Origin of the sequence: Shewanella mesophila, from assembly GCF_019457515.1 — a bacterium.
In the GTDB taxonomy this organism is placed as follows: Bacteria; Pseudomonadota; Gammaproteobacteria; order Enterobacterales; family Shewanellaceae; genus Shewanella; species Shewanella mesophila.
In genome coordinates this window covers 1,479,671-1,504,283 of record NZ_CP080421.1, presented here as the reverse complement: position 1 = coordinate 1,504,283, position 24,613 = coordinate 1,479,671, and the positions used below count along the sequence as shown (strand labels likewise).

General features: G+C 45.5%; 24 protein-coding genes. 5 read left to right on the top strand and 19 right to left on the bottom strand.

What is annotated here, in order from left to right; all coding sequences use genetic code 11:
- Positions 1-12: 12 nt before the first annotated feature.
- A complete protein-coding gene (panP, locus tag K0I73_RS06640; protein ID WP_220063707.1) occupies positions 13-1,656 on the top strand; it encodes a pyridoxal-dependent aspartate 1-decarboxylase PanP in 1,644 nt (547 codons plus the stop codon).
- Positions 1,657-1,715: 59 nt separating this feature from the next.
- On the opposite strand, the gene K0I73_RS06635 is transcribed toward panP, so the two are convergent.
- The 7 genes from K0I73_RS06635 to K0I73_RS06605 all read right to left on the bottom strand — a co-directional run bounded on the left by K0I73_RS06635 (position 1,716) and on the right by K0I73_RS06605 (position 7,901).
- Positions 1,716-2,126 (bottom strand): thiol-disulfide oxidoreductase DCC family protein, encoded by a 411-nt coding sequence (locus K0I73_RS06635; protein ID WP_220063706.1) that lies wholly within the window; start codon positions 2,124-2,126, stop codon positions 1,716-1,718.
- Positions 2,113-2,829: a helix-turn-helix transcriptional regulator gene (locus K0I73_RS06630; RefSeq protein ID WP_220063705.1), complete on the bottom strand. Its 717-nt coding sequence runs from the start codon at positions 2,827-2,829 to the stop codon at positions 2,113-2,115. Before K0I73_RS06630 ends, K0I73_RS06635 begins: the two co-directional genes overlap by 14 nt.
- Before the next feature lie 53 nt (positions 2,830-2,882).
- The gene (locus K0I73_RS06625; protein WP_220063704.1) at positions 2,883-3,350 is read right to left on the bottom strand and encodes a GyrI-like domain-containing protein; all 468 of its coding nucleotides are present in this window, start codon (positions 3,348-3,350) and stop codon (positions 2,883-2,885) included.
- A gap of 29 nt (positions 3,351-3,379) precedes the next feature.
- Positions 3,380-3,763, bottom strand: coding sequence for a VOC family protein (locus K0I73_RS06620; RefSeq protein WP_220063703.1), 384 nt, complete (start codon positions 3,761-3,763; stop codon positions 3,380-3,382).
- A gap of 132 nt (positions 3,764-3,895) precedes the next feature.
- Positions 3,896-5,647 carry a phospho-sugar mutase gene (locus tag K0I73_RS06615; RefSeq protein WP_220063702.1) on the bottom strand — a complete coding sequence of 584 codons (1,752 nt, stop codon included), beginning with the start codon at positions 5,645-5,647 and terminating at the stop codon, positions 3,896-3,898.
- Positions 5,648-5,849: 202 nt separating this feature from the next.
- A complete protein-coding gene (locus K0I73_RS06610) occupies positions 5,850-6,758 on the bottom strand; it encodes a GGDEF domain-containing protein (RefSeq protein WP_220063701.1) in 909 nt (302 codons plus the stop codon).
- 261 nt (positions 6,759-7,019) lie between these two features.
- On the bottom strand, positions 7,020-7,901 hold the full coding sequence (locus K0I73_RS06605; protein ID WP_258405310.1) for a type 2 periplasmic-binding domain-containing protein: 882 nt from the start codon (positions 7,899-7,901) through the stop codon (positions 7,020-7,022).
- A 229-nt stretch (positions 7,902-8,130) separates the two neighbouring features.
- Here K0I73_RS06605 and K0I73_RS06600 point away from each other — a divergent pair, with 229 nt between their 5' ends.
- Entirely contained in the window at positions 8,131-8,976 is an 846-nt protein-coding gene (locus K0I73_RS06600) for an RluA family pseudouridine synthase (protein ID WP_220063700.1), read from the top strand.
- An 18-nt stretch (positions 8,977-8,994) separates the two neighbouring features.
- Here the strand turns inward: K0I73_RS06600 and K0I73_RS06595 are convergent, their stop codons facing one another.
- From K0I73_RS06595 to K0I73_RS06575, 5 genes are all read right to left on the bottom strand, one after another.
- Positions 8,995-10,962 (bottom strand): monovalent cation:proton antiporter-2 (CPA2) family protein, encoded by a 1,968-nt coding sequence (locus K0I73_RS06595; protein WP_220063699.1) that lies wholly within the window; start codon positions 10,960-10,962, stop codon positions 8,995-8,997.
- 2 nt (positions 10,963-10,964) lie between these two features.
- The gene (locus K0I73_RS06590) at positions 10,965-11,585 is read right to left on the bottom strand and encodes an NAD(P)H-dependent oxidoreductase (protein ID WP_220063698.1); all 621 of its coding nucleotides are present in this window, start codon (positions 11,583-11,585) and stop codon (positions 10,965-10,967) included.
- Between the two features lie 178 nt (positions 11,586-11,763).
- Positions 11,764-12,297: a GNAT family N-acetyltransferase gene (locus K0I73_RS06585; protein WP_220063697.1), complete on the bottom strand. Its 534-nt coding sequence runs from the start codon at positions 12,295-12,297 to the stop codon at positions 11,764-11,766.
- Complete coding sequence (metA, locus tag K0I73_RS06580) at positions 12,294-13,247, bottom strand: homoserine O-acetyltransferase MetA (protein ID WP_220063696.1); 954 nt, start codon at positions 13,245-13,247, stop codon at positions 12,294-12,296. Before metA ends, K0I73_RS06585 begins: the two co-directional genes overlap by 4 nt.
- An 88-nt stretch (positions 13,248-13,335) precedes the next feature.
- Positions 13,336-13,737, bottom strand: coding sequence for a YbaY family lipoprotein (locus tag K0I73_RS06575; RefSeq protein ID WP_220063695.1), 402 nt, complete (start codon positions 13,735-13,737; stop codon positions 13,336-13,338).
- 118 nt (positions 13,738-13,855) lie between these two features.
- Between K0I73_RS06575 and K0I73_RS06570 the strand changes: the two genes are divergently transcribed.
- Positions 13,856-14,626 carry an SDR family NAD(P)-dependent oxidoreductase gene (locus tag K0I73_RS06570; RefSeq protein WP_220063694.1) on the top strand — a complete coding sequence of 257 codons (771 nt, stop codon included), beginning with the start codon at positions 13,856-13,858 and terminating at the stop codon, positions 14,624-14,626.
- Between the two features lie 115 nt (positions 14,627-14,741).
- On the opposite strand, the gene ompW is transcribed toward K0I73_RS06570, so the two are convergent.
- From ompW to K0I73_RS06550, 4 genes are all read right to left on the bottom strand, one after another.
- A complete protein-coding gene (ompW, locus tag K0I73_RS06565) occupies positions 14,742-15,404 on the bottom strand; it encodes an outer membrane protein OmpW (RefSeq protein WP_220063693.1) in 663 nt (220 codons plus the stop codon).
- 676 nt (positions 15,405-16,080) lie between these two features.
- On the bottom strand, positions 16,081-16,479 hold the full coding sequence (locus K0I73_RS06560) for a YbaY family lipoprotein (RefSeq protein WP_220063692.1): 399 nt from the start codon (positions 16,477-16,479) through the stop codon (positions 16,081-16,083).
- A gap of 24 nt (positions 16,480-16,503) precedes the next feature.
- Positions 16,504-17,367, bottom strand: a complete 864-nt coding sequence (tesB, locus tag K0I73_RS06555) for an acyl-CoA thioesterase II (protein ID WP_220063691.1) — start codon at positions 17,365-17,367, stop codon at positions 16,504-16,506.
- A gap of 159 nt (positions 17,368-17,526) precedes the next feature.
- Complete coding sequence (locus K0I73_RS06550) at positions 17,527-18,444, bottom strand: SDR family NAD(P)-dependent oxidoreductase (protein ID WP_220064288.1); 918 nt, start codon at positions 18,442-18,444, stop codon at positions 17,527-17,529.
- 421 nt (positions 18,445-18,865) lie between these two features.
- Here K0I73_RS06550 and K0I73_RS06545 point away from each other — a divergent pair, with 421 nt between their 5' ends.
- The gene (locus K0I73_RS06545; protein ID WP_220063690.1) at positions 18,866-19,741 is read left to right on the top strand and encodes a 1,4-dihydroxy-2-naphthoate polyprenyltransferase; all 876 of its coding nucleotides are present in this window, start codon (positions 18,866-18,868) and stop codon (positions 19,739-19,741) included.
- 143 nt (positions 19,742-19,884) lie between these two features.
- Here the strand turns inward: K0I73_RS06545 and K0I73_RS06540 are convergent, their stop codons facing one another.
- A complete protein-coding gene (locus K0I73_RS06540; protein ID WP_220063689.1) occupies positions 19,885-20,433 on the bottom strand; it encodes an aldolase/citrate lyase/malate synthase family protein in 549 nt (182 codons plus the stop codon).
- Positions 20,434-20,611: 178 nt separating this feature from the next.
- Here K0I73_RS06540 and K0I73_RS06535 point away from each other — a divergent pair, with 178 nt between their 5' ends.
- Positions 20,612-22,144 (top strand): DUF3612 domain-containing protein, encoded by a 1,533-nt coding sequence (locus tag K0I73_RS06535; RefSeq protein ID WP_220063688.1) that lies wholly within the window; start codon positions 20,612-20,614, stop codon positions 22,142-22,144.
- A 67-nt stretch (positions 22,145-22,211) separates the two neighbouring features.
- Here the strand turns inward: K0I73_RS06535 and gnd are convergent, their stop codons facing one another.
- A complete protein-coding gene (gene gnd, locus K0I73_RS06530; RefSeq protein ID WP_220063687.1) occupies positions 22,212-23,753 on the bottom strand; it encodes an NADP-dependent phosphogluconate dehydrogenase in 1,542 nt (513 codons plus the stop codon).
- 278 nt (positions 23,754-24,031) lie between these two features.
- Complete coding sequence (locus K0I73_RS06525) at positions 24,032-24,496, bottom strand: MarR family winged helix-turn-helix transcriptional regulator (protein WP_258405342.1); 465 nt, start codon at positions 24,494-24,496, stop codon at positions 24,032-24,034.
- Positions 24,497-24,613 lie beyond the last annotated feature (117 nt).

The following is a 24,613-nucleotide window of genomic DNA, read 5'->3' as shown; positions in this document are numbered from 1 at the left end:
TGATGCACCTCGATGACATCTAAGCAGACACGACAAGCAACAGCCTCTGAAGAAGCCTTACTGCGCATATTCACTTTGCCAGAAGCCCCTACCTCAACCTTGAGTCAGATCGAAAAAAATCTATCTGAAAACCTAATGGGATTCTTAAAGGAAAATATTGTTGCACTCGAGAAACCTTTAACTGAGATAGAGAAAGACTTTCAGGCGCATCAAATCCCGGCGTCGCCGAGCTTCGTTTCCGATTACGCTGAGCAGATGATGCAAACTCTCATCGCCCACAGTGTACACACTTCAGCGCCGAGTTTTATCGGTCATATGACCTCAGCACTACCCTACTTTGTGTTGCCACTATCGAAAATGATGGTGGGACTGAACCAAAACCTAGTCAAAATTGAAACGTCCAAAGCCTTCACGCCGTTAGAGCGCCAAGTTTTAGGCATGATGCACCATATGGTATATGGCCAAGGCGATGATTTTTATAATAACTGGATGCACAGCGCCAGCCACTCACTGGGGGCATTTTGCTCTGGTGGCACAGTGGCCAATATCACAGCACTGTGGATCGCTCGTAACCGTATACTCACAGCCGATGGTGACTTTAAAGGGATTGCCGCATCAGGGCTCATGGCTGGCTTACGTCATTATGGCTATGATGACTTAGCCATTTTAGTCTCAACGCGCGGACATTACTCCCTTGGCAAAGCCGCCGATCTGCTCGGTATTGGTCGTGATAACATCATTCAAATTCCTTGCGCTAAAGACAACAAGGTCGATGTGGCAAAGATGCGCCACATGGCCACCGAACTCGAGGCGCGTAATATTAAGGTGATGGCGATTGTTGGCGTAGCAGGTACTACAGAAACGGGCAATATTGACCCGCTTGATGAGCTAGCAAGATTAGCCTCAGAGCTAAATTGCCACTTTCACGTCGATGCGGCATGGGGCGGCGCCAGTCTTTTGTCAAACAAATATCGTCATCTATTAGCTGGCGTCGAGCGTGCCGACTCTGTCACCATAGATGCCCATAAACAGATGTATGTGCCCATGGGCGCTGGCATGGTGCTATTTAAAGACCCTGAATTTGCCAATGCCATTAAACATCACGCCGAGTATATTTTGCGCAAAGGCTCAAAAGATTTAGGCAGCCAAACGCTTGAAGGCTCTCGCCCCGGCATGGCCATGTTAGTGCATGCCTGCCTGCAGGTGATTGGCCGCGATGGCTATGAGATCCTCATTAATAACAGCTTGGAAAAGGCGCGTTATTTTGCCGAGCTTATTCAACAGCAAGATGATTTTCAGTTAGTCTCGGCGCCCGAGCTCTGCCTACTAACCTATCGTTATGTTCCAGCCAAGGTGCAGAGCTTACTCCAACAGGCGGTGCTCAATAACAACGTCAGCAAAGTTAGCCAGATAAACTCGCTACTCGATGGACTGACCAAGTTTGTCCAGAAACGTCAGCGGGAACAAGGTAAGTCATTTGTATCCCGTACCCGGATCACGCCAGACAACAACTTAGGCTTAACCTCTGTGGTGTTTAGAGTGGTATTAGCTAATCCACTAACCGGGCACGATATCTTGCAACAAGTGATTGAGGAGCAAAGGGAGATAGCCCAGCAAGACTCTGTATTCTTACCGCAGCTTTTAGCCTTAGATTAACGATGAGCTTTAAAATAGCACTGAAATAAGCCCTATCTCATACCCAACGTACAGCCGCCTCATTCAACGAAGCGGCTTTTGGTTTCATCATCAGGAAGTAAACAGAGCGGCCGCTGACCAAATAAACGGTAACGATAGCGCGCCACCGTATCATAGAGTCCATCACGTAATCCTTTCGGCAACCACTTACCGTAACGCAGCAACGGCCAGTGACCCGATAATAACTTTGCTATTTCGATCGCCGCATCACTCTTGATATACACCTGCTCATCCTGAAATAGATACACAGTGTCATACTGCAGCAATTGAGGATCATGCTGTACCAGTACTGACTGTGCCGTGGCGCTTTGCAGGGCACAAAATCGAAACTGTTTGTCAGGATCGTGGGCGATAATAAAATTCACCGCGCCATGGCATAAGTTACACCTAGCATCAAAGATCACTAGTGGTGAAAGATCAGACTTCATCATGGCCTTGATTGATAGGCTCCTTGTTGGCCTGCTTTTGTTGCATCAAATCAATAAAATCGTCAAGTTCCTGTCCAGGTGTAACCGCGAAAAAACGTTTTAGGCACACAAGCCCGGTGATCCGATCGGCCCTGAAATTACGAAAATCATCGCGTAGCTCACACCATGTCAGCAATGTCCAAGTACCACGCCAGAAATAGATAGCTAAGGGTCTCACATCACGTTCGCTAAGTGATTGCTTCGCATCGGTATAAAAGAGTTTAACCACCTCACGACGCTGGGCGGCATTCCTCAAGGGATCAAGAAATTGAAACTCATCGGAATCGAGATAGAAATCGGGAGAAAACATTAACGATTGATATGCCTGCAAGCGTTTAGGTAATACCGCTTCGACTTTAATCATTGCTTGCTTGGCCGCACTTCCGAGGGACTTCCCGCCCCAAGTTTGCACCATTCGCATGCCCACTTGAATCGCCTCTAACTCCTCCTCATTGAACATCAGCGGCGGAACACTAACCTCATGACGTAACAAATAACCTACGCCCGCCTCTCCTTCTATGGGAATTCCAGATAAACAGAGATCTTGAATATCACGATAGACAGTACGAGTTGACACTTCGAGTCGATCGGCCAACTGCTGCGCCGTCATCAATCTTCGCCCTCGCAATAGCTGTACAATTTGAAATAGACGATCCGCGCGGCGCATGGTTCTCCCTATAAAAAGGACGTCATTGGTGACGTCCTAGCAATAACGACATGTTAAATCGCGGTATGCACACCAATATAGATATCGACACTATCATCGGATGGATAACATTCAAAGTCGGTAAGGTATTGACGTGTATAGGGGCAAGATGGCTGTTCAAAGTACTGCCAGATCTCTTGCCATAACCTCACCACAGATTGAGGCATCTCACCTTTGGCATGAAAATGTAAGTAGTTACCCGGCGCTAGGGTTATCGATTCAAGGCCATCGCCAACGAGACCTCCGTTCTCGACATCCGTTATGACCCCCGCCATGACAGAGTACGCACCATTCATGTTGAACTCATAACCATAGTAAACACCATAAGCTGGCTGCTTATTGATGATCTGTTCGCCATACTGCCCCATAAAGCGCTGCCATAACGGGGCGATTTTTTGGCTCGTTGCGACGGCTTCATCCGCATTGGTGGTGCGAGTCGTCATGCCATGAATCACCATCTCATGAAGGGTAACCAGTTCCATATCTTTCTCTCCTATCCATTACCCATGGTTTATCGGTTAGGCGACCACAAACCGACTTTATTGCCTTCACTATCGACAAACAAGCAGCTAAAGCCACACTCACCCTCTTTTATCGCCATGACAGGAAGTAAAATAGTCACGCCGTTGGCCGCCAAACGCGTCACGAGAGGTTCAAGCTTATCAGCAAAGTGCAAATAAACAACACTGCCATCTAAGCTTGGTCGCATCATGGCATGTTTCACTAACCCTATGCTGGCGACTTGCTTATCTTGAGTTTCCAGTATTGCCATCTCCATGTCATTCATGGTTTCGCAGCGAAAACTCACATCAAAATGCTGACCATAAAACGCAATGGCACGATCCATATCTTCGACGGCAATCTCACCCCAAACTAACGGTGCTTGTTGTAACATAACATTCTCCTTGTTATCTCAGTGCCGATATCGGAGCTCGATATCTTGTAAAACACTTAAGTGACACAAAGAGCTTAACGCCCCCCTACTGACAGCATAGTGTCAGTAGAGGAAAATTAAAGTTAACGTGGATTAACCTGGCAACTCTTGTTGATGGCACTTAATCAAGTTAGCCATGGATTGTGCTGCCCGCGCTTGCACAGTTTGTAAACTATCCGTATCAACAAACTGCTCGACCACTTCGTAGTAACATTTCACTTTGGGTTCTGTTCCGGAAGGACGAACGATCACCCTTGCACCATCATCAAGCTGATAGATAAGCACATCACTAGCGGGAAGATCGATACGCTCTTCACGTCCGTCTGCGAAGCGACGTATACCGATACTGATATCATCGACCGATACCACAACTCGATCGGCTATCTTATTTGGCGCTAGCGCCCTGAGTTGCTCACCAATAGTTGGAGCGCCGCTTTCTGCGCTAAGTGCGATACTTACCTGTTGATTAAGATAGAAACCATACTGACGATAGATGGCTTCTAAGCGATCCCAAATCGTTTGTCCCTTGGACGCCAACTCAGCAGTGAGCTGCGCAAATGCAACCAGGGCCGATAAACCATCCTTATCCCACACCATGCTACCAATGGTGTAGCCTAGCGCCTCTTCATAGGCAAATAGGAAGCGGTTAGTATTAGTTTGTTTGCTCATACCGACATTGGTCAGCCATTTAAAGCCTGTTAAGGTGGTTTCGCATACCGCATTCAGTGAATCTGCAATTTGCGACAGCAGACTCGATGAAACAATAGTGCGACAGGTCAGGCGCTGATCATCTGGGGCGTGAGATAGTAGATAGTGACCCAATAACACTCCTACTTGATCGCCTGTGAGCATCTGATATGCCTCACTAGGACTCATGTCCGCAGAGGCATCGGTTCTGCGCACCGCCACCGCAAATCGGTCTGCATCCGGGTCGTTTGCGCATGCTAGCATAGCCGAGTGTTTATGGGCTTCAGCCATGACTAAATCCATTGCCCCAGCTTCTTCTGGATTGGGAAAGTTCACCGTGGGGAAATCCCCATCGGGCTCTCGCTGGGCCGCCACCGAATATACCTGAGTAAAGCCAGCATCCTTGAGCACAGTTTCAGCCATATCTGCTCCAACCCCATGCATTGCGGTGTAAGCAAGACTCACTCGCTCTGGCGCGGTATGATTTTGCAAGGTGCTAGCTTGCTGTATGCCATGTCGATAAGCCTGATAAAAATCGTCTCCCAATATGATTAACTTGCCCTTGGCGATGGCCTCGCTATGACTCATTAGTGAAATCGCGTTAGTTGCAGCATGTTCTATTCGCGCTGCGATTCCGCTGTCGTGAGGAGGGATGATCTGTGCGCCATTCTCCCAGTAAACCTTATAGCCATTATATTGCGGTGGATTATGACTCGCGGTCACCACAATGCCTGCGGCGGCATCAAGATGCAACACACCAAAGGCAACCAAGGGTGTAGGAGCGACTCTCTCTGTGAGGTAAACCTTAACACCTGCACTCGTCAAAACGGAGGCGGTATCATGGGCAAACCGCTTCGAATCATGACGGCCATCATAACCAATGATCACCCCGCGAGTCGACGCATCCTTTATTTGAGCTTTCAGGTATTCAGCCACCCCTTTCGATGTTTGTTGAACCACTAAAGGATTCATTCTCATCGGGCCTGCTCCCACCACCCCACGAATACCAGCCGTGCCAAACATAAGACGGCCACTAAAGCGCGCCGCTAACTCGTCAATATCGTCGTTATCAAGTAAGGTTTGGATCTGTTCACGGCTGTTTTCATCACCATCGAGACTCAGCCAATGTTTAATCTTTGCCTGTAAATGTACATTCATAACTCAACTCCGTATAGCACAGGGAAACCAGAATATGCAATTTCAAAATGAGAACAATTACTATTAACAGTATGCTCGTCAACGCTTAAGAACAAGTGAATTTGCATTAAAAGATAGGTAAAAATAGGTTTGATCGATAGAGGCGTAAAATAAACCACAGTAGTCAAGACTAAGCTAGAATATTCAAATCATTTCTATCTCGCTAACTCTGAGCTAGCACGACTTGGTTTCTCCCCGCATGCTTGGCTTGATAAAGCCCGACATCCGCTCGTTTCAGGGTATCTTCATAGGAGTTGTCTTGTGGCTCAATCGTCGCAACACCAATACTGACGGTAGCAAACAATCCATCTCGTGCCAGTTTCTGTAACTCGTTGTAAAAAGCAAGCCTGAGATGCTCAGCAAACTCCATCGATTGCGCTAGACTGATCCCAGGGAGTGCGATCACAAACTCATCACCACCATAACGATAAGCACTGTCGGTTTTTCTAAAATGCGTTCTACACGTCTCGGCCACCGCAACAATAATCTCATCACCAACATGATGACCCAGTTTGTCATTAACCGCCTTTAAGTGATCTACATCTAGCATCAAAATAGCGGTCGGAATGCCATAACGTTGAAAACTATCAAATTGAAAGGTTAAATCGCGCTCTAAACGACGCCGATTAAACAGTCCTGTTAATTGATCCGTATCGCTGAGTTCTCGCAGTTGGGCTTCAAACTCATGCCTTGTAGAAATATTACTCGCAACCCAAAGTACCACCTCTTCACCATCGATAAGAAAATCCAGCGCTTGAATACGTCCCTCGAACCAGATTGGCTGCTGTGGCCCCTCATCAGGTAAACCCTTTACATCCTTGTTGCTTAGCTCATACTCTTCGACCTGCAGTTTTTTACAGCTAAGCGCTCGTCCAATGATCGCTAAAAACCAGTTAGCTTTATTCTGACTCAACACATCCACAAGATTCAATCCAACTAAACCGCTGCCATCATGGTAATAACGGCTATCTTTACCGCCAAACACGGCAACATATTTACCGCTTTTTGATAATATGAACGCAGGATCGGGTAATGCCGCTAGCACTAACGCCATTTGTTCATTGTTAATCATAAAGACGACCTTAATCCCGAGAAACGTTAATCGAGCAATCCAAATCGTATTGATATTTCATTTTCACAGCACATCCGTAAACAACTGAAATAACATACTCTATTACTATGAATTTAGTCTGATTTTAGTATCACAACAAGATTAAATGACAACTTTGAAAGGAATAATAAATTGAGCAGCATCTAGCTCGGCAGATTGCTTCGTTAGGCACTGGTTAACCTTGGAAAACACAAAGGGTGGAAACTAAGATTCGAAAAGAGTTTACTTTTCAAACCACAATTGTCGTTCGCTTAACAAGTTCTTGGAACTATCTGATAAAAAAGGATTATCGATTCTAAATTCTTGACGCGTTGGTAGATTAACCCGCTCAAGTACCCCATGAGTTATAGCATGACTATAAAACAGACTATCGAAGCTACCATCGGCCAACGCGGCTCGAAGACCATATTCAAGTCGTTCAGCGAGTAGTTCATTATCTTGTCTAACAAAAAAATAGATCGGGGCCGGATAGATGATGACAAAATTCGGTTCAATCATTAGACCCGGTTGGTCAATAAGTTCGCTCCAAGGTTCATGTAGTCCCCGAAGATAATAGTCAAAACGCTTTTTATTGAGCATAGTGAGTAAATTATGGTCGGCGCCTCGAACTAAAGTAAAACCTTGTTTTTGAAGAATATCACTATCTGGCCAATCGAGTCCTTGCCCTACGGGGATCCTCTGCAGTTCTTCTAAACTACGAATGTCATTGAATTTATCTGCATCCTCACTGCGGATAACGGCGATGCGATAGCCTAAAAGCCCTTTCAACAAAGGAAAATAGATAGGTTTTAATTGCAGTTCTCTCTCCATCGTGGTCATTGTCCAAACAACATCCAACTCGAACTCTTGGACAAACTTGATTGCGCGGCGCTGAGTCATATCAATCGCTACAGCTTGAAGCTCGAAATCACCATATTGTTGCTCGCTCTTTTCCATCGCGAGTCTTAACAGATCGATAAAGTAGCTTTGCTTGGCGTCAATATACTTATCAGACAGGTTGTAACGTACATGATTTGGATTTGGAGTCGGGCTAGGGTTGGCCCATAGCAATGGGCTAAACAAAAGCAATAAGGAAATAGATACTCTAGCGATAACATGAAACATACTTCTCTCCCTGAGATGACAGGCCCAGAGATTACAGGCTCTGTTACTTTCCTTAGTTACCCTTTGTAAACACGCACCACACCCCCAGAAACTAGAATGAGTATAGCAGTGATCAATCACTTAGTAAGCGTATACCTGAAATAAAACTCAGTGAGAATTCGGTTCACTCAATAGGATAAAAATGGTGTAAACTTGCGCCGTCAAACAGCCAAAATAGATGTTCTGCACCATGAGTCAAAGCAAGTATGAATGCCATATAACCGTTACCGATCCCAATAGCGATGCCTGCACACTTTTGTCCAACCAAAGTCAGCATTCGAAACAGACAATCAAGCAAGCAATGGCAAAAGGTGCGGTATGGCTGAGCCGAGGTAAATATACTCAACGCTTGAGGCGTGCCAAAAAATCCTTAAAGGCTGGCGATCAACTGCACCTCTATTACAATGCCGATGTCCTTGCTCAAACCGTTGATGACGCACAATTATTGCTAGATAAGGGCGACTATAGCATCTGGTATAAACCCTACGGCATGCTATGTCAGGGCTCGAAGTGGAGCGATCACACGACGATCAATCGCTTTGTAGAAACTCATCTCACCCCGCAGCGCCCTGCATTTATCATCCATAGGCTCGACAGAGCGGCCACTGGACTGGTAATGATTGGACACAGTAAAACCACCACTGCGGCGCTTGCTGCACAATTTGAACATCGTCAGCTTGATAAACAATATCGTGTCATCCTTGCTGGGGAGTTTCCACTAGAACCACAAACAATAACAACCGATGTCGATGGCAAAAGCGCATGTTCTCATGCTCACCTCATTGAATATGATGCCCACAACAATCGCTCATTAGTACAGGTAAAAATAGAAACGGGTCGTAAGCACCAAATTCGAATTCACATGGCTAGCATTGGCTACCCTGTTATCGGAGACAGACAACATGGTGGTGCAGGTGAAGGCGATCCAAACCTGCAACTGACGGCCTGTTTTTTAGACTTCACTTGCCCTTTGAGCCAAGAGAAAGTGCATGTTGTCCTGCCAGAGCATCTGCAGCCTCAATTAAGTGATCTCTAAAATTTCTGTTTGAACTTACTAGGGCGTAATTCTGCCATCTGCAATCGTTGGGATACTATCGATAGGCTCCTCGCCCTCAAGTATCTCATCATAGCCTTTCGGTGGCGGCGTCCAACCACGCTCACTGGTAGCATGTTTATCGCTTCGATCTTTTACCATCTCTTGTTTAATTGTCTCTTCGAGCTCAATAAATAATTTACGGTAATTATTATCGAATCGCTCACCAGAGCTGTCATCACACCATGCCTGATAAAGAACATCAGAGCTGCGCTTCTCTACTCGTCTGAATATATTTTTCTGCTGCTCAACATGAAATGGATGAAAGCCTAAGCATCTCATCGCATCGGCACCTAATTCTAACGCCGATAATAACGTCTCTTTTTGAATATAATCCGCCCCGGCACTACGTAGCATATAAGCGTGGCCGCGGTCGAATGCCCGCGCTAACACTTTGACCTGTGGATAGGTCTTCTTAACGTACTTGACCACTTCGGTGGCACTGTCAGGATTATCCATAGAGACCACCAACAAGGACGCCTCTTCGATACCTGCGGTATGCAGCAGATCGGCACGACTAGCATCACCAAAATAACTCTTGATGTTTATCTTACGTAATACATCGATCTGGCTAATATCATGATCCAGCACCACCGTTTTTACGCCATTTGCGGTTAACAAACGATTGACCACCTGACCAAAACGTCCCATACCTGCAATGATAACCGTGCCCAGCTCATCGATATCATCGGCCTTGCGCTCACTTTTGGCAACTCGATAACGTGGCTCGATCAGCTTTTCAAAGGCAATAAATAAACCAGGAGTTAAGAACATACTGATTGCCACCACCAATGATAAAGTCTGCACCATTTCTGTCGGCAACACATGATTTTGTACCGAGAAACTCAGTAGAACAAAGCCAAACTCTCCAGCTTGCGCGAGGCTGAGCGCAAATAGCCAGCGATCGCTTTTGCGGATCTTAAACACTACACTGAGTATCAATAGCACTAAGGCTTTAAGCAGCATTAAGCCTAGAGTCAGCAGAAGAATAATCCCTAATTGTTGCCACAAAATCGCAAAATCAATACCCGCTCCCACGGTGATAAAAAACAGCCCTAACAATAAACCTTTAAAGGGATCGATATTCGATTCAAGCTCATGACGAAACTCGCTGTTAGCTAGGATGACTCCCGCTAGAAAAGTGCCTAATGCCGGCGATAAACCCACCAAACTCATTAATGCGGCAATACCTATGACTAACATTAACGCGGTAGCTGTAAAAATTTCCCTAAGACCAGAACTCGCCACAAACCGAAACAGTGGACGACTAAGGTAATGTCCACCCACCACCAATCCAGTAATGGCAGCGGTGATGACCATGGCATATGCCCATGAGGGTAAGCCCGCCACTAAACTTATTTCATCATGCTGTTGTGCTGCGCTGGTCGCGACAAGCTGCGCCTTATCGACTAAATCAGGTAAAGCGAGTAAAGGAATAAAGGCAAGCATAGGGATCACGGCGATGTCCTGAAACAGCAACACAGAGAACGCATTGCGTCCCCCTTCCGTTTTACCAAGCCCTTTCTCATTAAAGGTTTGTAATACTATTGCCGTCGATGACAACGCGAAAACCAGTCCGACGGTTAATGCGATACTCCATTGAAACTCAAGCCAGATAGCGACAGCCATTACAGCGACTGCGGTTAACACAACTTGCAGTCCACCTAAGCCCATTAGTCGATGACGCATGCCCCATAACATCTTAGGCTCTAGCTCTAAACCCACCACAAACAGCATCATCACGACACCAAATTCGGCAAAGTGTTGAATAACACTGGTCTCTTCGCCGACCAACCCAATAACTGGCCCAATGACGACACCAGCAATCAAATATCCTAGCACCGAGCCGAGCCCAAAACGCTTAGCCAGAGGGACCGCGATAACCGCAGCAACCAAGTAGATGAAGGCTTGTAGAAAGTACCCTGTCATCGCTATTCTCCTCTGATGATGCTATCTAACTGATCGTTCAATTTATCGAGTTTAGCGGCTTTACGCAGATCGAGACGATCTTCGACTAACGCTTTAAGCAATCGTTGCCAGTTATTGATATAGAATGACATTCGATTGTCTTCTATCGCCGTTCTTGCGCCAAATAAGGCTAACGGCGGTAGATAACGCATCCCTGTTAGACTTGCAGTCTGCTCTAGCGGCGCGAGTAACTGCCTAATCGTAAAATGGTTATATCCTTGACTCTTATAAGCATCCTCTTTACCACCAGCACTAAGTGCACATAGAAACAACTTATTTTTGAGCGCGACACCATCGGCACCATAAGCAAACCCATACTCAAGCACTAAATCTTGCCACTCTTTTAAAATTGCTGGAGTGGAATACCAATAGAGAGGAAATTGAAAAATAACAATGTCGTGATCGATCAATCGCTGCTGTTCACGCTCAATGTTGATATCAAACCTTGGATATTCACCATAAAGATCGACAGCGGTGACACCTTCAATCGATTTTGCGGCTTCAAATAGCGGAATATTAACTTCAGAGCGATGCTGAGAGGGGTGAGCCAGCAATAACAAAATACGCTTTTTAATCTCAGACATAGCAGTCCTTTACCTAATACTTCTACCATTAGTCAAATGATTGGTTAATGGGAGAAGTATGAAACGTCGCGACGGTTCTAGAGAAGAAAAAAGGCCTATAGAACCTGATAAGTCTAGATAAAATAGCCTGTTGGAGGTGGTTTCTCAAGCGAGATACGATTTACTTAAAACGTGGCGGCTAGCAGGTCTCATAAAGATGCAGTTGATAACCGTCATCTTGGTAGCTATCAATATGCCGCATACCCGCCTTGAGCAACACCTTACTTGAGGCGCTGTTTTCAACCATCACTTCTGCGTAAACCTTCTCGACCCCTAAGGTGCTGTGCGCATAGTCCAAGCAAGCCTTTACCGCTTCAGTGGCCAATCCTTGCCCCCAATAGTCGGGTAACATCCGATAACCAATATCGATCCCCCCGGCGCCACGATTGAGATAGGGTTCATATTTTATGCCACAAAACCCGATCAATTGATTATCTTGCTTGCAGATCAGCGCATATCGCGCGAAACCATGCTCGCGATACCCGGCCAACCAATAATCTTTGATAACCCGTTTGGCATCTTCAAGCGAGTTAACCTTGCCTGCATCACCTGTGTATCGTACCACCTCAGGATGAATCGAAAAGGCCAGTACCGCGTCAGCATCATCGAGGGTAAATTCACGCATCTGCAATCTTGGTGTATCTATCAAGGTGGTATTTGACAATTCGCTCATTTAACTACCCCATCACTTTCCCAAGGGGTCATAGCGCTCATGTCATCAAGGTCATAAGGCGTTAACTGATAAACATAATAGTTGAGCCAATTACTAACCAATAAACTCCCATGGCTGTGCCAGCGGGCAACAGGCTCTTGGTTAGGGTCATCATGACGAAAATAGTTAAGTGGCACGTCAGGATTGAGTCCCTCACCGAGATCCCGTTGATATTCATCTTTTAGGGTCGACTTTTGATATTCTGGATGGCCCATAACAAACAGGTTTCGGTTGCTGCGACTCAGCACCATGTAAGCCCCGGCCTCTTCTGATTCAGTTAATACTTGCAGCTCTGGGTGCGCTTTTAACTCACTGACATCCATCTCAGCAAAACGCGAGTGTGGTGCAAAAAACTCCTCATCGAAGCCACGAAGCAAAGGAAAATAGTGTTTACTACGTTGATGATTAAACACTCCTGAGCGTTTTTTTTGCAGTAGCTTTCTGTGCAAACCGTACAGGTGGTATAAGGCGGCGTGCGCCGCCCAACAAAGAAACAGTACCGATGTCACATGCTCTTGAGACCAATCGATGATCTCACGAATGTGGTCCCAGTAGATCACATCTTCAAACTCCACTTGCCCGAGTGGAGCCCCTGTAATAATTAAGCCATCATAATTTTTATGTCGTACATCTTCGAAATCACGATAAAAATTATTCATGTGATCGATAGAAGTATGTTTCGACTCTTTGTCATGAATTCGCAACAGATCGACATCGACTTGAAGTGGTGTATTACCCAGTAATCGCAGTAACTGGGTCTCCGTCTCGATCTTATTGGGCATAAGATTGAGGATCAACACCTTCATCGGCCTGATATCTTGATTCGCCGCCCGAGTTTCAGACATGACGAAAATATTCTCGGACTCTAGGATCTCTGCCGCAGGCAGATTATCAGGAATTTTTACCGGCATACCGCGCCTCTTATACTCTTGTTAAACATACGCCACGCGTATGCTATGACCATGAAGTCGGCGCGATAAGGGACAACATAACTTATCACTAACGGCCAACTTTCTGCACTAGTATCGACATAGGCGCTTGCGAGCCAACGTCGATGGGATATGACTGAGTATTAATAAACATCAGTTTATCACCTAGACTAATCTTGGCACCGATTGCATAGGTGTGGCCTTGCTCAAACTGATCTGCCGGGATCATAAATTGAAACGGTGCAGGTGTTGTCACATCGCTTCGCTCCAGCTCTGCAATAACCACCGCTGGTGCGTCCATCAAAGAGACATCTTTAACTTGAACCGTTAATACCGCATCACTTGGAAGGGCAATACGCTCTTTAAACCAAATTTCCCCCTGGATCTCGACACCCGCATTTGGAGTCGCACATCCACTCAATGTCGCAACCATTGCCCCGACAGATAAAACCGACTTTAACCAATTATTCATACTCTTACTCCTCATCATACATAAAGACTTCTAGATGTCCATATGTCTACGTTATAAATCTTGTTCTCAACGCGTTAAGTTCATATCATAGGCCAACCATTTGTTGTCGAATACCCTCATGACTCAAGCAACTGCCATAATTGTGGGCGCGAGCTCACTGTTAAGCCGCGAAATAGCTAAGCAACTCTCAGCGCAAGGTGTAGAACTTTCACTCCTTGCCCAAGACCCTGATTCACTGAGGGAATTTGCTCAATCACTGCCAAGCAAAGCGACTGTGCATGCATTAAAAGTAGAGCAGCCACAAGCCATTATTTCCACCTTAGAATCCCTCTGGCAGGACTTAAATGGCGCCCACTTAGTCATAGTGAACACAGGACTAAATAGCTATGATGCCAGCCTACCATGGCAGCCTGAAGAAGATATTATTACCGTCAATGTGCAGGGCTTTAGTGCCATATGCAATACGGCGTTTAGGCTATTTACCGAACAGGGTTATGGACAGCTAGCAGCTGTTAATTCAATAGCGGGATTACGTGGTGGACCTAGCGTGGCATATCACGCTTCTAAAGCTTACGCGACTAACTATTTGGAAGGGCTGAGCATGCATGCTCAGCGTCTTAAGCTTCCCATCACCATCACAGATCTTCAGATGGGCCTACTAGATAAAGCGGCAATGCAGGGGAGTCGACTATGGTTATCCCCGCCAGATGAAGTTGCAAAGCAAGTGATTAAGGCAATGAAGTCCGCTAAGCGCAAAGCTTATATCACCAAACGCTGGCGATTGGTGGCCTGGCTAACCAAACTGTTACCAGAGTTTATCTATAATACCCGCCATTGGCGCACTAAAGAGCAGCGCCTAGCAGAGAAAGCGGCGCAAAAGTCGAAATAGGCAATAGGCAAGCAAGGGGATAAATACAATAGCCCAAATAACAAAAAAGGAGCCTAAGGGCTCCTTTTTTATCTGTTAAACTGTCGCGTTTCTTAAATAATACATTTAGACATTATTAGAAGGTATAACCAACACTCACCATATATACCCATGGATCGATATCGGTTTCAATTTTCACGGGTGCATCGCCTAAATTGAATTTAACATCTGTGCTAATTTGCGCATACCAAACCGACGCGTTCACGAGCCAGTTTTTATTGATCTGATAATCAAGACCCACTTGAGCCGCTAAACCCCATGAGTTACTTAAACTTAGATCTGTCAATGCACCATTAAGGTCATTGGTAAACTCATTATCAAAGAAGTTAGTGAAGTTAACGCCAGCACCAATATAAGGACGTAACTTAGAGTCCGCCGAACCGAAGTAATACTGCGCGACTAAGGTTGGTGGAAGATGCTTAGTTTCGGCAATCTTAGTATATCCGTTGCCGTCACCTAAATTTAAAGAAACATCATGACTAAATGGTGTCGCCGCTAATAATTCAATTCCCCAGTTATCGGTCAACATATAACCCAAATTCAGGCCTAACTGAGTGTTATCATCTACTTTAAACTCACCAAGTCCAGCCACATCTTGGCTAGATTCATTCGGTGCGACCATAGCGGCACCAGCACGAACGATAAAATCACCGGCTTGATGTGCAGAAACAGAAGTGGCGAAACCAGTAGAGAGAAGAGTTACAGCGATTAGACCTGATACGATATTTTTTTTCATCATACTACTCCATTAATACAACAGCATATGTCGTTTTTATTATCAAAATCCTTACATTTGCGTGTATCCTGCCAGAAGCAAATTAGCTACATATTGATCCATATCAATAACCACGCCTTCTACCTAATTAGTCGTAACTATAACTGACACGGATCACATAAAACGAACAAATATTGATAATGCACCTTTGAATTTAGTGATAAAGATCACCTCGAGTTCACCTACGCCGTCCCACGCGTCCGTTATCGGTGGCAATCACAAAGCGGGTGCCAAATAGCGCTAAATAATGCTCAAGTAATGGTGAAATCAAAGAGAAAATTGGAGTCAAAGCGGGAAATGGCAAAAACGGAAACAGAAAAGGCAAAGAATTCAAAAAATCATGGTAAAAATCCAAGTATCATTGTAGAGCATCCACCTTCTGAAACTAGTAGCTGGAATATCAATCCCTAGAAGGGAGCTTTCCTACCCTGCTTTAGCAAAAAGCCATGTTATGTAGGCCATTGAACATAACCTACTGCATAACTTTCATTGATTTTATTTCACCAAAGCCTAATTGATGCTCCCCATCTCCATAGGCGGTGGTTTTAGAGTGACAACAAAAAAGGAGCCTAAGCTCCTTATTGTGAATGATCGACTAAACGACTGCTTACTCTACTAGGATTGACCCACTAGGACTTAGTTAACGCGATGTAGCCCGTCTCATTAACACCTCTGTGGTGTATTTGCCGTTATTAATAACCGGAAACTTATCATAAGTCTGGAAAATCACTTTCCCTTGATATTGAATCATGGCAACGACCCCATAATTAACTGACTTGTCGATAGTTTCTGCGCCAAAAGTAAATTTAAATGGCACGGGCGTCCGAGCAATATTAAATGACTTCTGCGCAATGATCACGCCAGGAGTATCGAGATCGATAACCGCAATAGTGATTGCACTCCCTTGCGGCAGCGCTATCTTCTCTAAATAGCCAGCCGCTCCGTTAACAATAACCGGAGGCTCAGGCTGTACTGTGACACAGGCGCTGAGAACAAATATGCAAAATAGTGTGATAATACTTTTAACTTTGGTGCTCATAGATTCAGCCTAATAAAATATTGCTCATCGCTTAGTAAAACGAATTAACCCTTCTTGAGTCGCCGATGCGACCAATTCACCGCCTTGAGTAAAAAACTCTCCGCGCACAAATCCCCTTCCACCACCCGCATTTGGACTATCAATGCTATATAACAACCATTGACTCAGATCCAGCGGCCGATGGAACCACATAGCATGATCAATAGTCGCCATACGCATACCTGGCGTTAAAAATGATACACAATGGGGCTGAACAGCAGTAACTAAGAAATTAAAGTCTGAAGCATAGGCCAGTAGGTATTCATGTACAGAGAGATCGGCAGGAATGTTACCGTTTGCTCTTATCCACACATATCGTTTGGGATCCGATACTGCCGGAGCGATAGGACTACTTGGATTGACCAACCGCATCTCTAAGGGAGAGTCGGCCATAAATTTTTCAAGCACCTTGGCAGGCACTTTATCACGCAGAGTCATTGCCAACTCTTGCTGATTCAACAATCCTTCAGGACCAGGAACATTTGGCATTACGCTCTGATGCTCAAACCCTTCCTCCTCAGCCTGAAACGAGCACGTCATATAGAATATCGGTCTACCCTTTTGGATAGCCTTTACTCTTCTGGCACTAAAACTGCCTCCATCACGCATAATCTCAACGTCATAAACAATTGGTTGTTTTTCATCTCCAGCACGTAAGAAATAGGAGTGAAATGAGTGAACCTGTCTATCGCTTGCTACCGTTTGTGCTGCAGCGCTTAATGCTTGACCCATCACTTGACCACCAAATACATGGCCAAAGCCTAAATCCTGACTCTGACCACGATAAAGCCCGACTTCTATCTGCTCAAGAGAAAGTAGTGATAACAGATCATCTAAAACGTGGCTCATTCCACCCCCAGCAACAACATCGATTTATTGACCGCTAAGCTTACCTTAGAATCGACTCATGTTACTAGGACATGTTGCGCTTTAAAGGCATGTTTATCAGTGAGGTTTCTTGAGTAAATATCAATATTGTGTTCAGGTAACAAACTATAACTATTAAACTTATTCGATAACTATATGGCGTTCTAATGCGGCTCTCTTTGCCCAAGCTGTCACTTGATCTTCTGCACTAGGATGTTGACGACAAGGTGGTGCTCGCTCAATCTCTAACCAACGTTGCTGCAATACCTCTGGATTACAGTGTTCCTCATCAATACGAATATGCTGATATTCGGTAAAACCACCTCTACTGACACTACCCGCAGCCACTAACAGGTGTTGCCCTGTCGGCGCATATTTAGAACTTAGAAACAGCATCACAGCGCTCACAGACGAGATGGTAAACAAGGGCTTAACCGAAGGGGCAAGATGATGTTCAGTCATCTGAGTTAATGCATGAGGAGTAATGGTATTGACGCAGATATCATACTCTTTGCCTTCCAAAGCAAGGCTATTGGCGAGACCAATTAAGGCCATCTTACTGGTACTAAAACTGGTCTCATACATGTTGCCATACAATCCACTGGCTGCACTGCTGACTAATATGCGACCGTAACCTTGCAGTTTCATCAGGGGCCAAACCAATTTAGTTAAATAGAAACAGCCATTAACGTCCACATCCAACTGATGTTGCCAACGTTCCTTGGTTAACAGATCAAACGGACAGGGATGATGGATGCTAGCACAGTGGATCAGAATGTCTATCTGCCCCCATTTTTCATGGGTTTGATGAACGGCTTCAATTAATGCGGTTTCGTCACGAACATCAATAGCAAAACTTAGAATATCCGCACCCAGTTGCTCTAGTGCCTTAGCGGTGTTTTCTAATTCGGAATAACGGCGATGAGGCTCTCTAGCATCACCATAACCTGAATCGATAAGCGCAATACGCGCTCCTCGCTCAGCCAAGGCGATGGCATATGCTCTTCCTAAGCCGGCTCCTGCTCCTGTGACGACAGCGACCTGTTCATCAAAACGCATCACCTAGATTCCTTTTTTATTAGGCGGTTCAATAACGTTTACTTTACGTCAAGCTAATATAATAAAATCATTATAAATTAATTAGATAAGTTTTAACAAAACGCGAATAAAACCAGACTCACGAAGTACTATAACAGCACATTTATCAACCATATTCTTTGACTTCGGCTACAGAATTAGTCATGTTTCGGATAATAATCGTGCTCTACATCAAGTTTTTCACATTCTATTAACAGACAGTTATTCCAATCCTATCCCTATGGCTAAAGATCCCAGCCATAAACAATAAATAAAACGAAGCAGTTCACAGAATGCTAATACAAGCGCTTCATCGACATAGCGTTTTTTGTTATGCTACGCGCATAATTTAGGCCTTCACCGCCTCAGTCCACCTACTTGTTAACAACTACGAACATAGATAATGAATCCTTGGATCTTAGCTTCACGACCACGTACCCTTCCAGCCGCTATTGGCCCGCTATTGGTTGGTAATACGCTTGCGCTTCATCTCGAACAGTTCAGCTGGCTTATCGCCTGCACATCGATGATTTGCGCATTGCTGCTGCAGATTGCCGTCAATCTAGCAAATGATTACTTCGACTTTAAAAGTGGTATTGATACTCAAGAGCGTCTAGGGCCCATACGTGTCACTCAGAGCGGCTTATTAGCACCAGAAAAAGTACGTAATGCGATGATTATCTGTCTGATACTTGCCCTCAGCGTTGGTTCTCTGCTTATTTATCATGGCGGCTGGCCCATTGCTATCCTAGCTGCGGCGTCAATATTAGGTGCGCTCGGTTATAGTGGTGGCCCCTATCCTCTCGCCTCTCATGGCTTAGGCGAAGTAGCCGCCTTTATCTTTTTCGGCTTAGTGGCCGTTGTCGGCAGTTATTACTTGCAAGCAAGCGATACCAGCATCGCCGCCTGGCTATTGGGAAGCGCTATTGGCCTATTTAATGCCGCGGTCATGTTAGTAAATAACACCCGTGATATTCCAACTGATACCAAGGCGGGTAAATTCACCCTTGCCGTCAGGATCGGTGAAGGTCAGTCTCGTGTCCTCTATCAAGCATTAGTGTATCTGCCTTTTGCATTGATCATCGGTGGTTTCTTTATGGGTCTATTGCCTGGGCTACCGGTATTACTGGGCGGGCTATCATTGATTTTGGCTAGAAAACTAAATAGCGAATTTAGCCAAACTTCAGGTGAAGCGCTAAATCCGTTACTCGGTCAAACGGCGAAACTGACCATTATTTTCAGCACCCTCTTTAGCATAGGATTAGCCTTTAGCCTTTAGCCTTTAGCCTTTAGCTTAAAGAGTAAAAAAGCACTAAACGAAAAAGGCCTGTGAAATCACAGGCCTTTTTACTCGATTATTTTACGACATATTTTTACAGCAAAAGTTAAGCAATCTTTAATTTCAGCTGTAGCGATAAGCCATTACAAATCGTATTCGTTACCATCTTTAGAGGTAAACTGCTTATTGCCTTTACCCGCTTGACCGCTAATGAGACTAGTCCAACTACGCTGAGATGGTGCTTGGCTGCTATTAACAATTGTCATCAAAGCCGCTTCAACTTGCACATCGTCAACACCAGCTCGATCATAACAACCATTCTCACCACTTCTATCTAGTGACAACTCAACATGAAAACCGTTATTTTTAAGCACTATTGAGCTAGGTTCACACTTATGACCCGTTAAGGCAACGAACTGTCTTGGCTGAGCAAGACCACTCTGGGTGCCATCGGCAAAAAACGCAAGAAGCTGTTTATAGTAAATCACATAGCTGCAGACATCCTGATGAGAACCATTGCTGAGAGGGAAATATTGATCAAGAATTTGCTTGGCGTAAGCCATAGTGTCGTTACTGTGACTGTTTTGATCTAATGCGTTGTTTCCATTCATAAGTGTCATAGGCATTACCTGCTTGATGAAGTTGTAAATACTTTGGTCTATCTGGTTATGTTGCTCTGCTTGAATATTCATAGCTTCATCCTTCCAATAGTGATTTATCGCTAAACTGGCTTTGACTGACTTGGTCAAAGAGAGCGATTAACGACGAGTCTCTTCACACCAACAATCAGTCCCGATTGCTTAATTTGTAGTCTAGCGCTTTTTTCTTTACAATTTCACAATAGAAATTTCACAATGTGAATTTTACAAAATGAAAACAAATACTAGCCTAATGAGAAAGTCACATTTTCTGGGAACTAAAATTAGAAACCTAAGAAAACGTAATAATCTAACCATGGAAGATCTTTCGGCTCGCTGTGTAAGAGTCGATGCCGATTCTGCTCCCTCAGTCTCTTACCTCTCAATGATAGAAAGAGGTAAGCGAGTCCCCAGTGCTGGCATGCTTGCGGTGATTGCAGCTGTGTTTCAAAAAGAGGTCGACTGGTTCCTTGACGATGCACCAGAAGAGCAAGCTATAACCCCAGTCAAAGGGTCAAGGGGCGGGATCAACGGCATGGCATTGGAGCCGAGTTTTTTGTTTTCAAATGAGATCCTCCAAATCGCTATCCCTGAGATGTTGTCACAAACGGGGATCAGTGGTCGCCAATTTGCACATCTGTTAATTCGCGCCCATCAGGAACACCATCAGAATCATTTCCCCGATCTTGAACGAGCCGCCGAAGAGGTGGGACTAAAACGCATGCCATTAAATCTCGACGACCTGCTTAGCATAGTCGATAGATTGGGGCTAAAAGTGAAATGGTTTAGCCAGGCACCTAAAGAGATCTGCATTGAGGCTGGAGCGAGCGAACAGCATATCATCACCTCCTATTTCGAATTACCGAATCAGATCTGCCTCAATAAACTCCTAAGAAACCACAACAATCGACTCAAATATGATTTAGCGGTACATATTGGTCACTGTGTTTTACACAACAAAGATGGCCTGAAAAGTATCATGGTCGCAGGTCGAAGCCACGGCACGAGTTTAAGCGAAGAGACCTTCAATTCACCGCAATCATCAACGGTCGATGCCCAAGATATTTTGCATGCATGGCGTGACTTTGAGTCTAGCTTCTTTGCCGGCGCCCTACTCTGCCCTAAAGTTCCCTTTAGACAACTGCTCGACCGTCACGGTTATGAGATAGATGTGGCAAAACTCGTAGGAGTCTCGCCATCGGTGGCCATGCGGCGAATGACCGCTGTATCACCCTACAGTCATTGGCACTATTTCGACGCTTATTCGCCAGGCAAACTCAAGGCGGTCTATCGTGGTAACGGGATCCCTCTGCCATGGGGTAACATGCGTCAAGTGGAAGATCCCTGTCAACACTGGGCGGTATTTCGTATGATCAATGCGGCATCAACGGGATCGTCGGCGCAGATATCTATATTAGATGTCGCCACCGAGCCAAAAATCTACTGCTGTGAATCGATCCGTGTCAATGACTTAGCCGGTAACCCCCATGTATTGTGCGCCGGTATCGACCTTAACCCCGCTATCGAAGCCCAAGGTGGAGACGCCCAATCCATTGCACACGAACTCAAAAAGGTCTGCGTAGACAATGGCGGCTCGGCTAACCTACCCACTAGCATCAAAACAGATATCAAGCGAGTGGCAAAAATCCTCAACATCAACTGGGTTGAACGCGGTATAGACAACGAAGCTAGGCTAATTTGCTCTCGTGGCTCAACCTGTCCGCGTAAACCTAGCTGCTATGAAAGCGGCACCTGTGGAGGCTAGTGAAGTAACAAAAAAGCCGTCATCTCATTCAAGATAACGGCCTTTTCTATTTCTTACCTTGGAAAGGTTAAACTTTCTCTATGGTGCGCTCACTATGACTCCAGTTAAGGTGGTACTTCTCACCAGCTGGGGTATCGATACGTTCAAACGTATGAGCGCCGAAAAAGTCTCGCTGACCTTGGAGTAAATTCGCAGGTAAGGTTTCGCAGCGATAGCTATCATAATACGCCAGCGCAGAGCCGATACAAGGCACTGGCACGCCACCAATAATGGCTTTGGCTACCGCTTGACGCCAATCTAGCTGTTTTGCCGACAATGCATGACTAAAACTGCCTGCCATCAATAAGTTAGCCAGCTCTTCGCCGTTCTCACTGGCCTGTTGATAGGCCTTAGTAATCGACTGCAAAAATGTCGCTCGGATAATACAGCCTGCGCGCCATATTTTAGCGATATCGGCAAAGTCTAACTGCCAATTTTTCTCTTTTGCCGTCATCGCCATTAGCTGAAAACCCTGAGCGTAGCAGGCGATCTTGGCACAATAGAGCGCATTCTCTAACTGCGAGATAAATTGAGCCTGCTCTTCAGCGCTCATTTTCATCGGCTGCGGGCCCGCTAACATCTTGCTTAACTGCTGGCGCTGATTTTTTTGGGTGCTTACCGCTCGCGCATAAACCGCCTCGGCAATCGTTGGCGCAGGGCAGCCTATTTGAAGGCTGCTGACGGCAGTCCAAAGACCTGTGCCTTTCTGGCCCGCCTTATCGAGGATCATCTCCACCAAAGGTTTACCTGTGATGGGATCGGCCTGAGAAAGCACATCGGCACTTATTTCCATCAAGTAGCTGTTTAAGCTACCTTGGTTCCAGCGCGCGAATACCTGACCAATGTCGCTAGCACTCATGCCACAGCCATCGCTTAATAGTTGATAGGCTTCGCAAATAAGTTGCATGTCCGCGTATTCAATACCGTTGTGCACCATCTTAACGTAGTGACCTGCACCCGCTGGACCAATATAGGTTGTGCAAGGCTCGCCCTCTGTTACCGGGTTACCCGGCTCTTGACGTTCAATGGGTAGGCCAGTCGTCGGGTCGACTTTAGCCGCGATAGCTTCCCAAATCGGCTTAATCCTATCCCAAGCTTTTCTGTCGCCACTTGGCATTAACGATGGACCAAAACGCGCCCCCATCTCCCCGCCTGATACGGCGCAGCTGAAAAAGACAAACTGCCCTGCATATTGGGCTTCTCGCGCTACAGTGTCGGTCCAAAGGCTATTACCAGTGTCGATAACAATATCGTCAGCTTCTATACCCGCTTCAATCAAGGCACTGCACACGCCATCAACGGGCGCTCCCGCTGGCACAGACAATACCAATACCCGAGGTTTTGCGAGACTAGACAACATTTTTGAAAGATTGCTACAACCGGCTATGCGCTGCGCAGTATCAGGAAGACGCTCTGCTTGCTCCTGCTTTAGCAGCGCGGTAATTTTTTGCGTGTCGAGATCAAACGCGGCAACGTTGTAGTGATTGTCGGCAATATTGAGTGCGAGGTTTTTACCCATCACACCTAAGCCAATCACACCTATATCGAGAAGGTCTGGGTGATTTTGCATTAGATTTTCCCACGGAAAACAGAGATTATAGACGCCTATCTGTTATAGTTTTCAGCCCAAGTTTAGTCAAATCATAGGCTTGTAATCGTTTACATCCACTGCTCTGACACTGCGCAATTGATAGGCAAGAAATTGGCGGCGATTATACAAAAATTGGTAAGTTAATTACTAGGCTATATCCCGAATCACTGAACACACCAGAAAACAGTGTGTTCGCTATAATAATAAGCATCTCTTAGAGTTGTTTTTATTTCAACGCTGAGTACTTCTTCAAAACACTACTTTTGATTTAGATCTTGGGTCAAAGTCAGGCAAAGGTCTCGCAGCTGTTCGACTTCTTGCACCGAGATAGTCACTTTTTCTAGTAGCCTCTGTGTCAGTGCCAACGCCTCCTGTTTAAGGGAAAGCCCCGTAGGCGTGACGCTAATGACTTTTTTTCGCTCATCGGTCATATCGATATTGCGCACCACTAAGCCTTTTGATTCCAACCGTTTAACAATCGGTGTCAAGGTCCCAAGATCGAGCCGAGTCGCCAAGGACAGCGTCGTTAAACTGGCATCATCTTCAAACCACAGCGCTTGCATCACTAGATATTGCGGATAGGTGAGATCGCAGCGCTCTAGCAGTGGCCGATAAGCACGCACCAAGGCATTAGCGGCGGTATAAAGTGCAAAACACACATTGTCTGACAGACCTTTGCCTGCTGATGATTGTGGCTCCTCACCGCCAGAGGTCGATGAGATAGATTGTTCAGTCACAGTCTTTGTCCTATGTAGCTTATTTATATAGATGCTTAACATTCACCTCACTCGCAAGGTGAGGACCTTATTGTATCGACCTCAGAGGCATCAAACGAATCA

What these genes read in the sequence shown, in the direction of transcription:
- panP (WP_220063707.1), top strand. Translation starts at nt 13, where the DNA reads ATGACATCTAAGCAGACACGACAAGCAACAGCCTCTGAAGAAGCCTTA.
- K0I73_RS06635 (WP_220063706.1), bottom strand. Translation starts at nt 2,126, where the DNA reads ATGATGAAGTCTGATCTTTCACCACTAGTGATCTTTGATGCTAGGTGT.
- K0I73_RS06630 (WP_220063705.1), bottom strand. Translation starts at nt 2,829, where the DNA reads ATGCGCCGCGCGGATCGTCTATTTCAAATTGTACAGCTATTGCGAGGG.
- K0I73_RS06625 (WP_220063704.1), bottom strand. Translation starts at nt 3,350, where the DNA reads ATGGAACTGGTTACCCTTCATGAGATGGTGATTCATGGCATGACGACT.
- K0I73_RS06620 (WP_220063703.1), bottom strand. Translation starts at nt 3,763, where the DNA reads ATGTTACAACAAGCACCGTTAGTTTGGGGTGAGATTGCCGTCGAAGAT.
- K0I73_RS06615 (WP_220063702.1), bottom strand. Translation starts at nt 5,647, where the DNA reads ATGAATGTACATTTACAGGCAAAGATTAAACATTGGCTGAGTCTCGAT.
- K0I73_RS06610 (WP_220063701.1), bottom strand. Translation starts at nt 6,758, where the DNA reads ATGATTAACAATGAACAAATGGCGTTAGTGCTAGCGGCATTACCCGAT.
- K0I73_RS06605 (WP_258405310.1), bottom strand. Translation starts at nt 7,901, where the DNA reads ATGTTTCATGTTATCGCTAGAGTATCTATTTCCTTATTGCTTTTGTTT.
- K0I73_RS06600 (WP_220063700.1), top strand. Translation starts at nt 8,131, where the DNA reads ATGAGTCAAAGCAAGTATGAATGCCATATAACCGTTACCGATCCCAAT.
- K0I73_RS06595 (WP_220063699.1), bottom strand. Translation starts at nt 10,962, where the DNA reads ATGACAGGGTACTTTCTACAAGCCTTCATCTACTTGGTTGCTGCGGTT.
- K0I73_RS06590 (WP_220063698.1), bottom strand. Translation starts at nt 11,585, where the DNA reads ATGTCTGAGATTAAAAAGCGTATTTTGTTATTGCTGGCTCACCCCTCT.
- K0I73_RS06585 (WP_220063697.1), bottom strand. Translation starts at nt 12,297, where the DNA reads ATGAGCGAATTGTCAAATACCACCTTGATAGATACACCAAGATTGCAG.
- metA (WP_220063696.1), bottom strand. Translation starts at nt 13,247, where the DNA reads ATGCCGGTAAAAATTCCTGATAATCTGCCTGCGGCAGAGATCCTAGAG.
- K0I73_RS06575 (WP_220063695.1), bottom strand. Translation starts at nt 13,737, where the DNA reads ATGAATAATTGGTTAAAGTCGGTTTTATCTGTCGGGGCAATGGTTGCG.
- K0I73_RS06570 (WP_220063694.1), top strand. Translation starts at nt 13,856, where the DNA reads ATGACTCAAGCAACTGCCATAATTGTGGGCGCGAGCTCACTGTTAAGC.
- ompW (WP_220063693.1), bottom strand. Translation starts at nt 15,404, where the DNA reads ATGATGAAAAAAAATATCGTATCAGGTCTAATCGCTGTAACTCTTCTC.
- K0I73_RS06560 (WP_220063692.1), bottom strand. Translation starts at nt 16,479, where the DNA reads ATGAGCACCAAAGTTAAAAGTATTATCACACTATTTTGCATATTTGTT.
- tesB (WP_220063691.1), bottom strand. Translation starts at nt 17,367, where the DNA reads ATGAGCCACGTTTTAGATGATCTGTTATCACTACTTTCTCTTGAGCAG.
- K0I73_RS06550 (WP_220064288.1), bottom strand. Translation starts at nt 18,444, where the DNA reads ATGCGTTTTGATGAACAGGTCGCTGTCGTCACAGGAGCAGGAGCCGGC.
- K0I73_RS06545 (WP_220063690.1), top strand. Translation starts at nt 18,866, where the DNA reads ATGAATCCTTGGATCTTAGCTTCACGACCACGTACCCTTCCAGCCGCT.
- K0I73_RS06540 (WP_220063689.1), bottom strand. Translation starts at nt 20,433, where the DNA reads ATGAATATTCAAGCAGAGCAACATAACCAGATAGACCAAAGTATTTAC.
- K0I73_RS06535 (WP_220063688.1), top strand. Translation starts at nt 20,612, where the DNA reads ATGAAAACAAATACTAGCCTAATGAGAAAGTCACATTTTCTGGGAACT.
- gnd (WP_220063687.1), bottom strand. Translation starts at nt 23,753, where the DNA reads ATGCAAAATCACCCAGACCTTCTCGATATAGGTGTGATTGGCTTAGGT.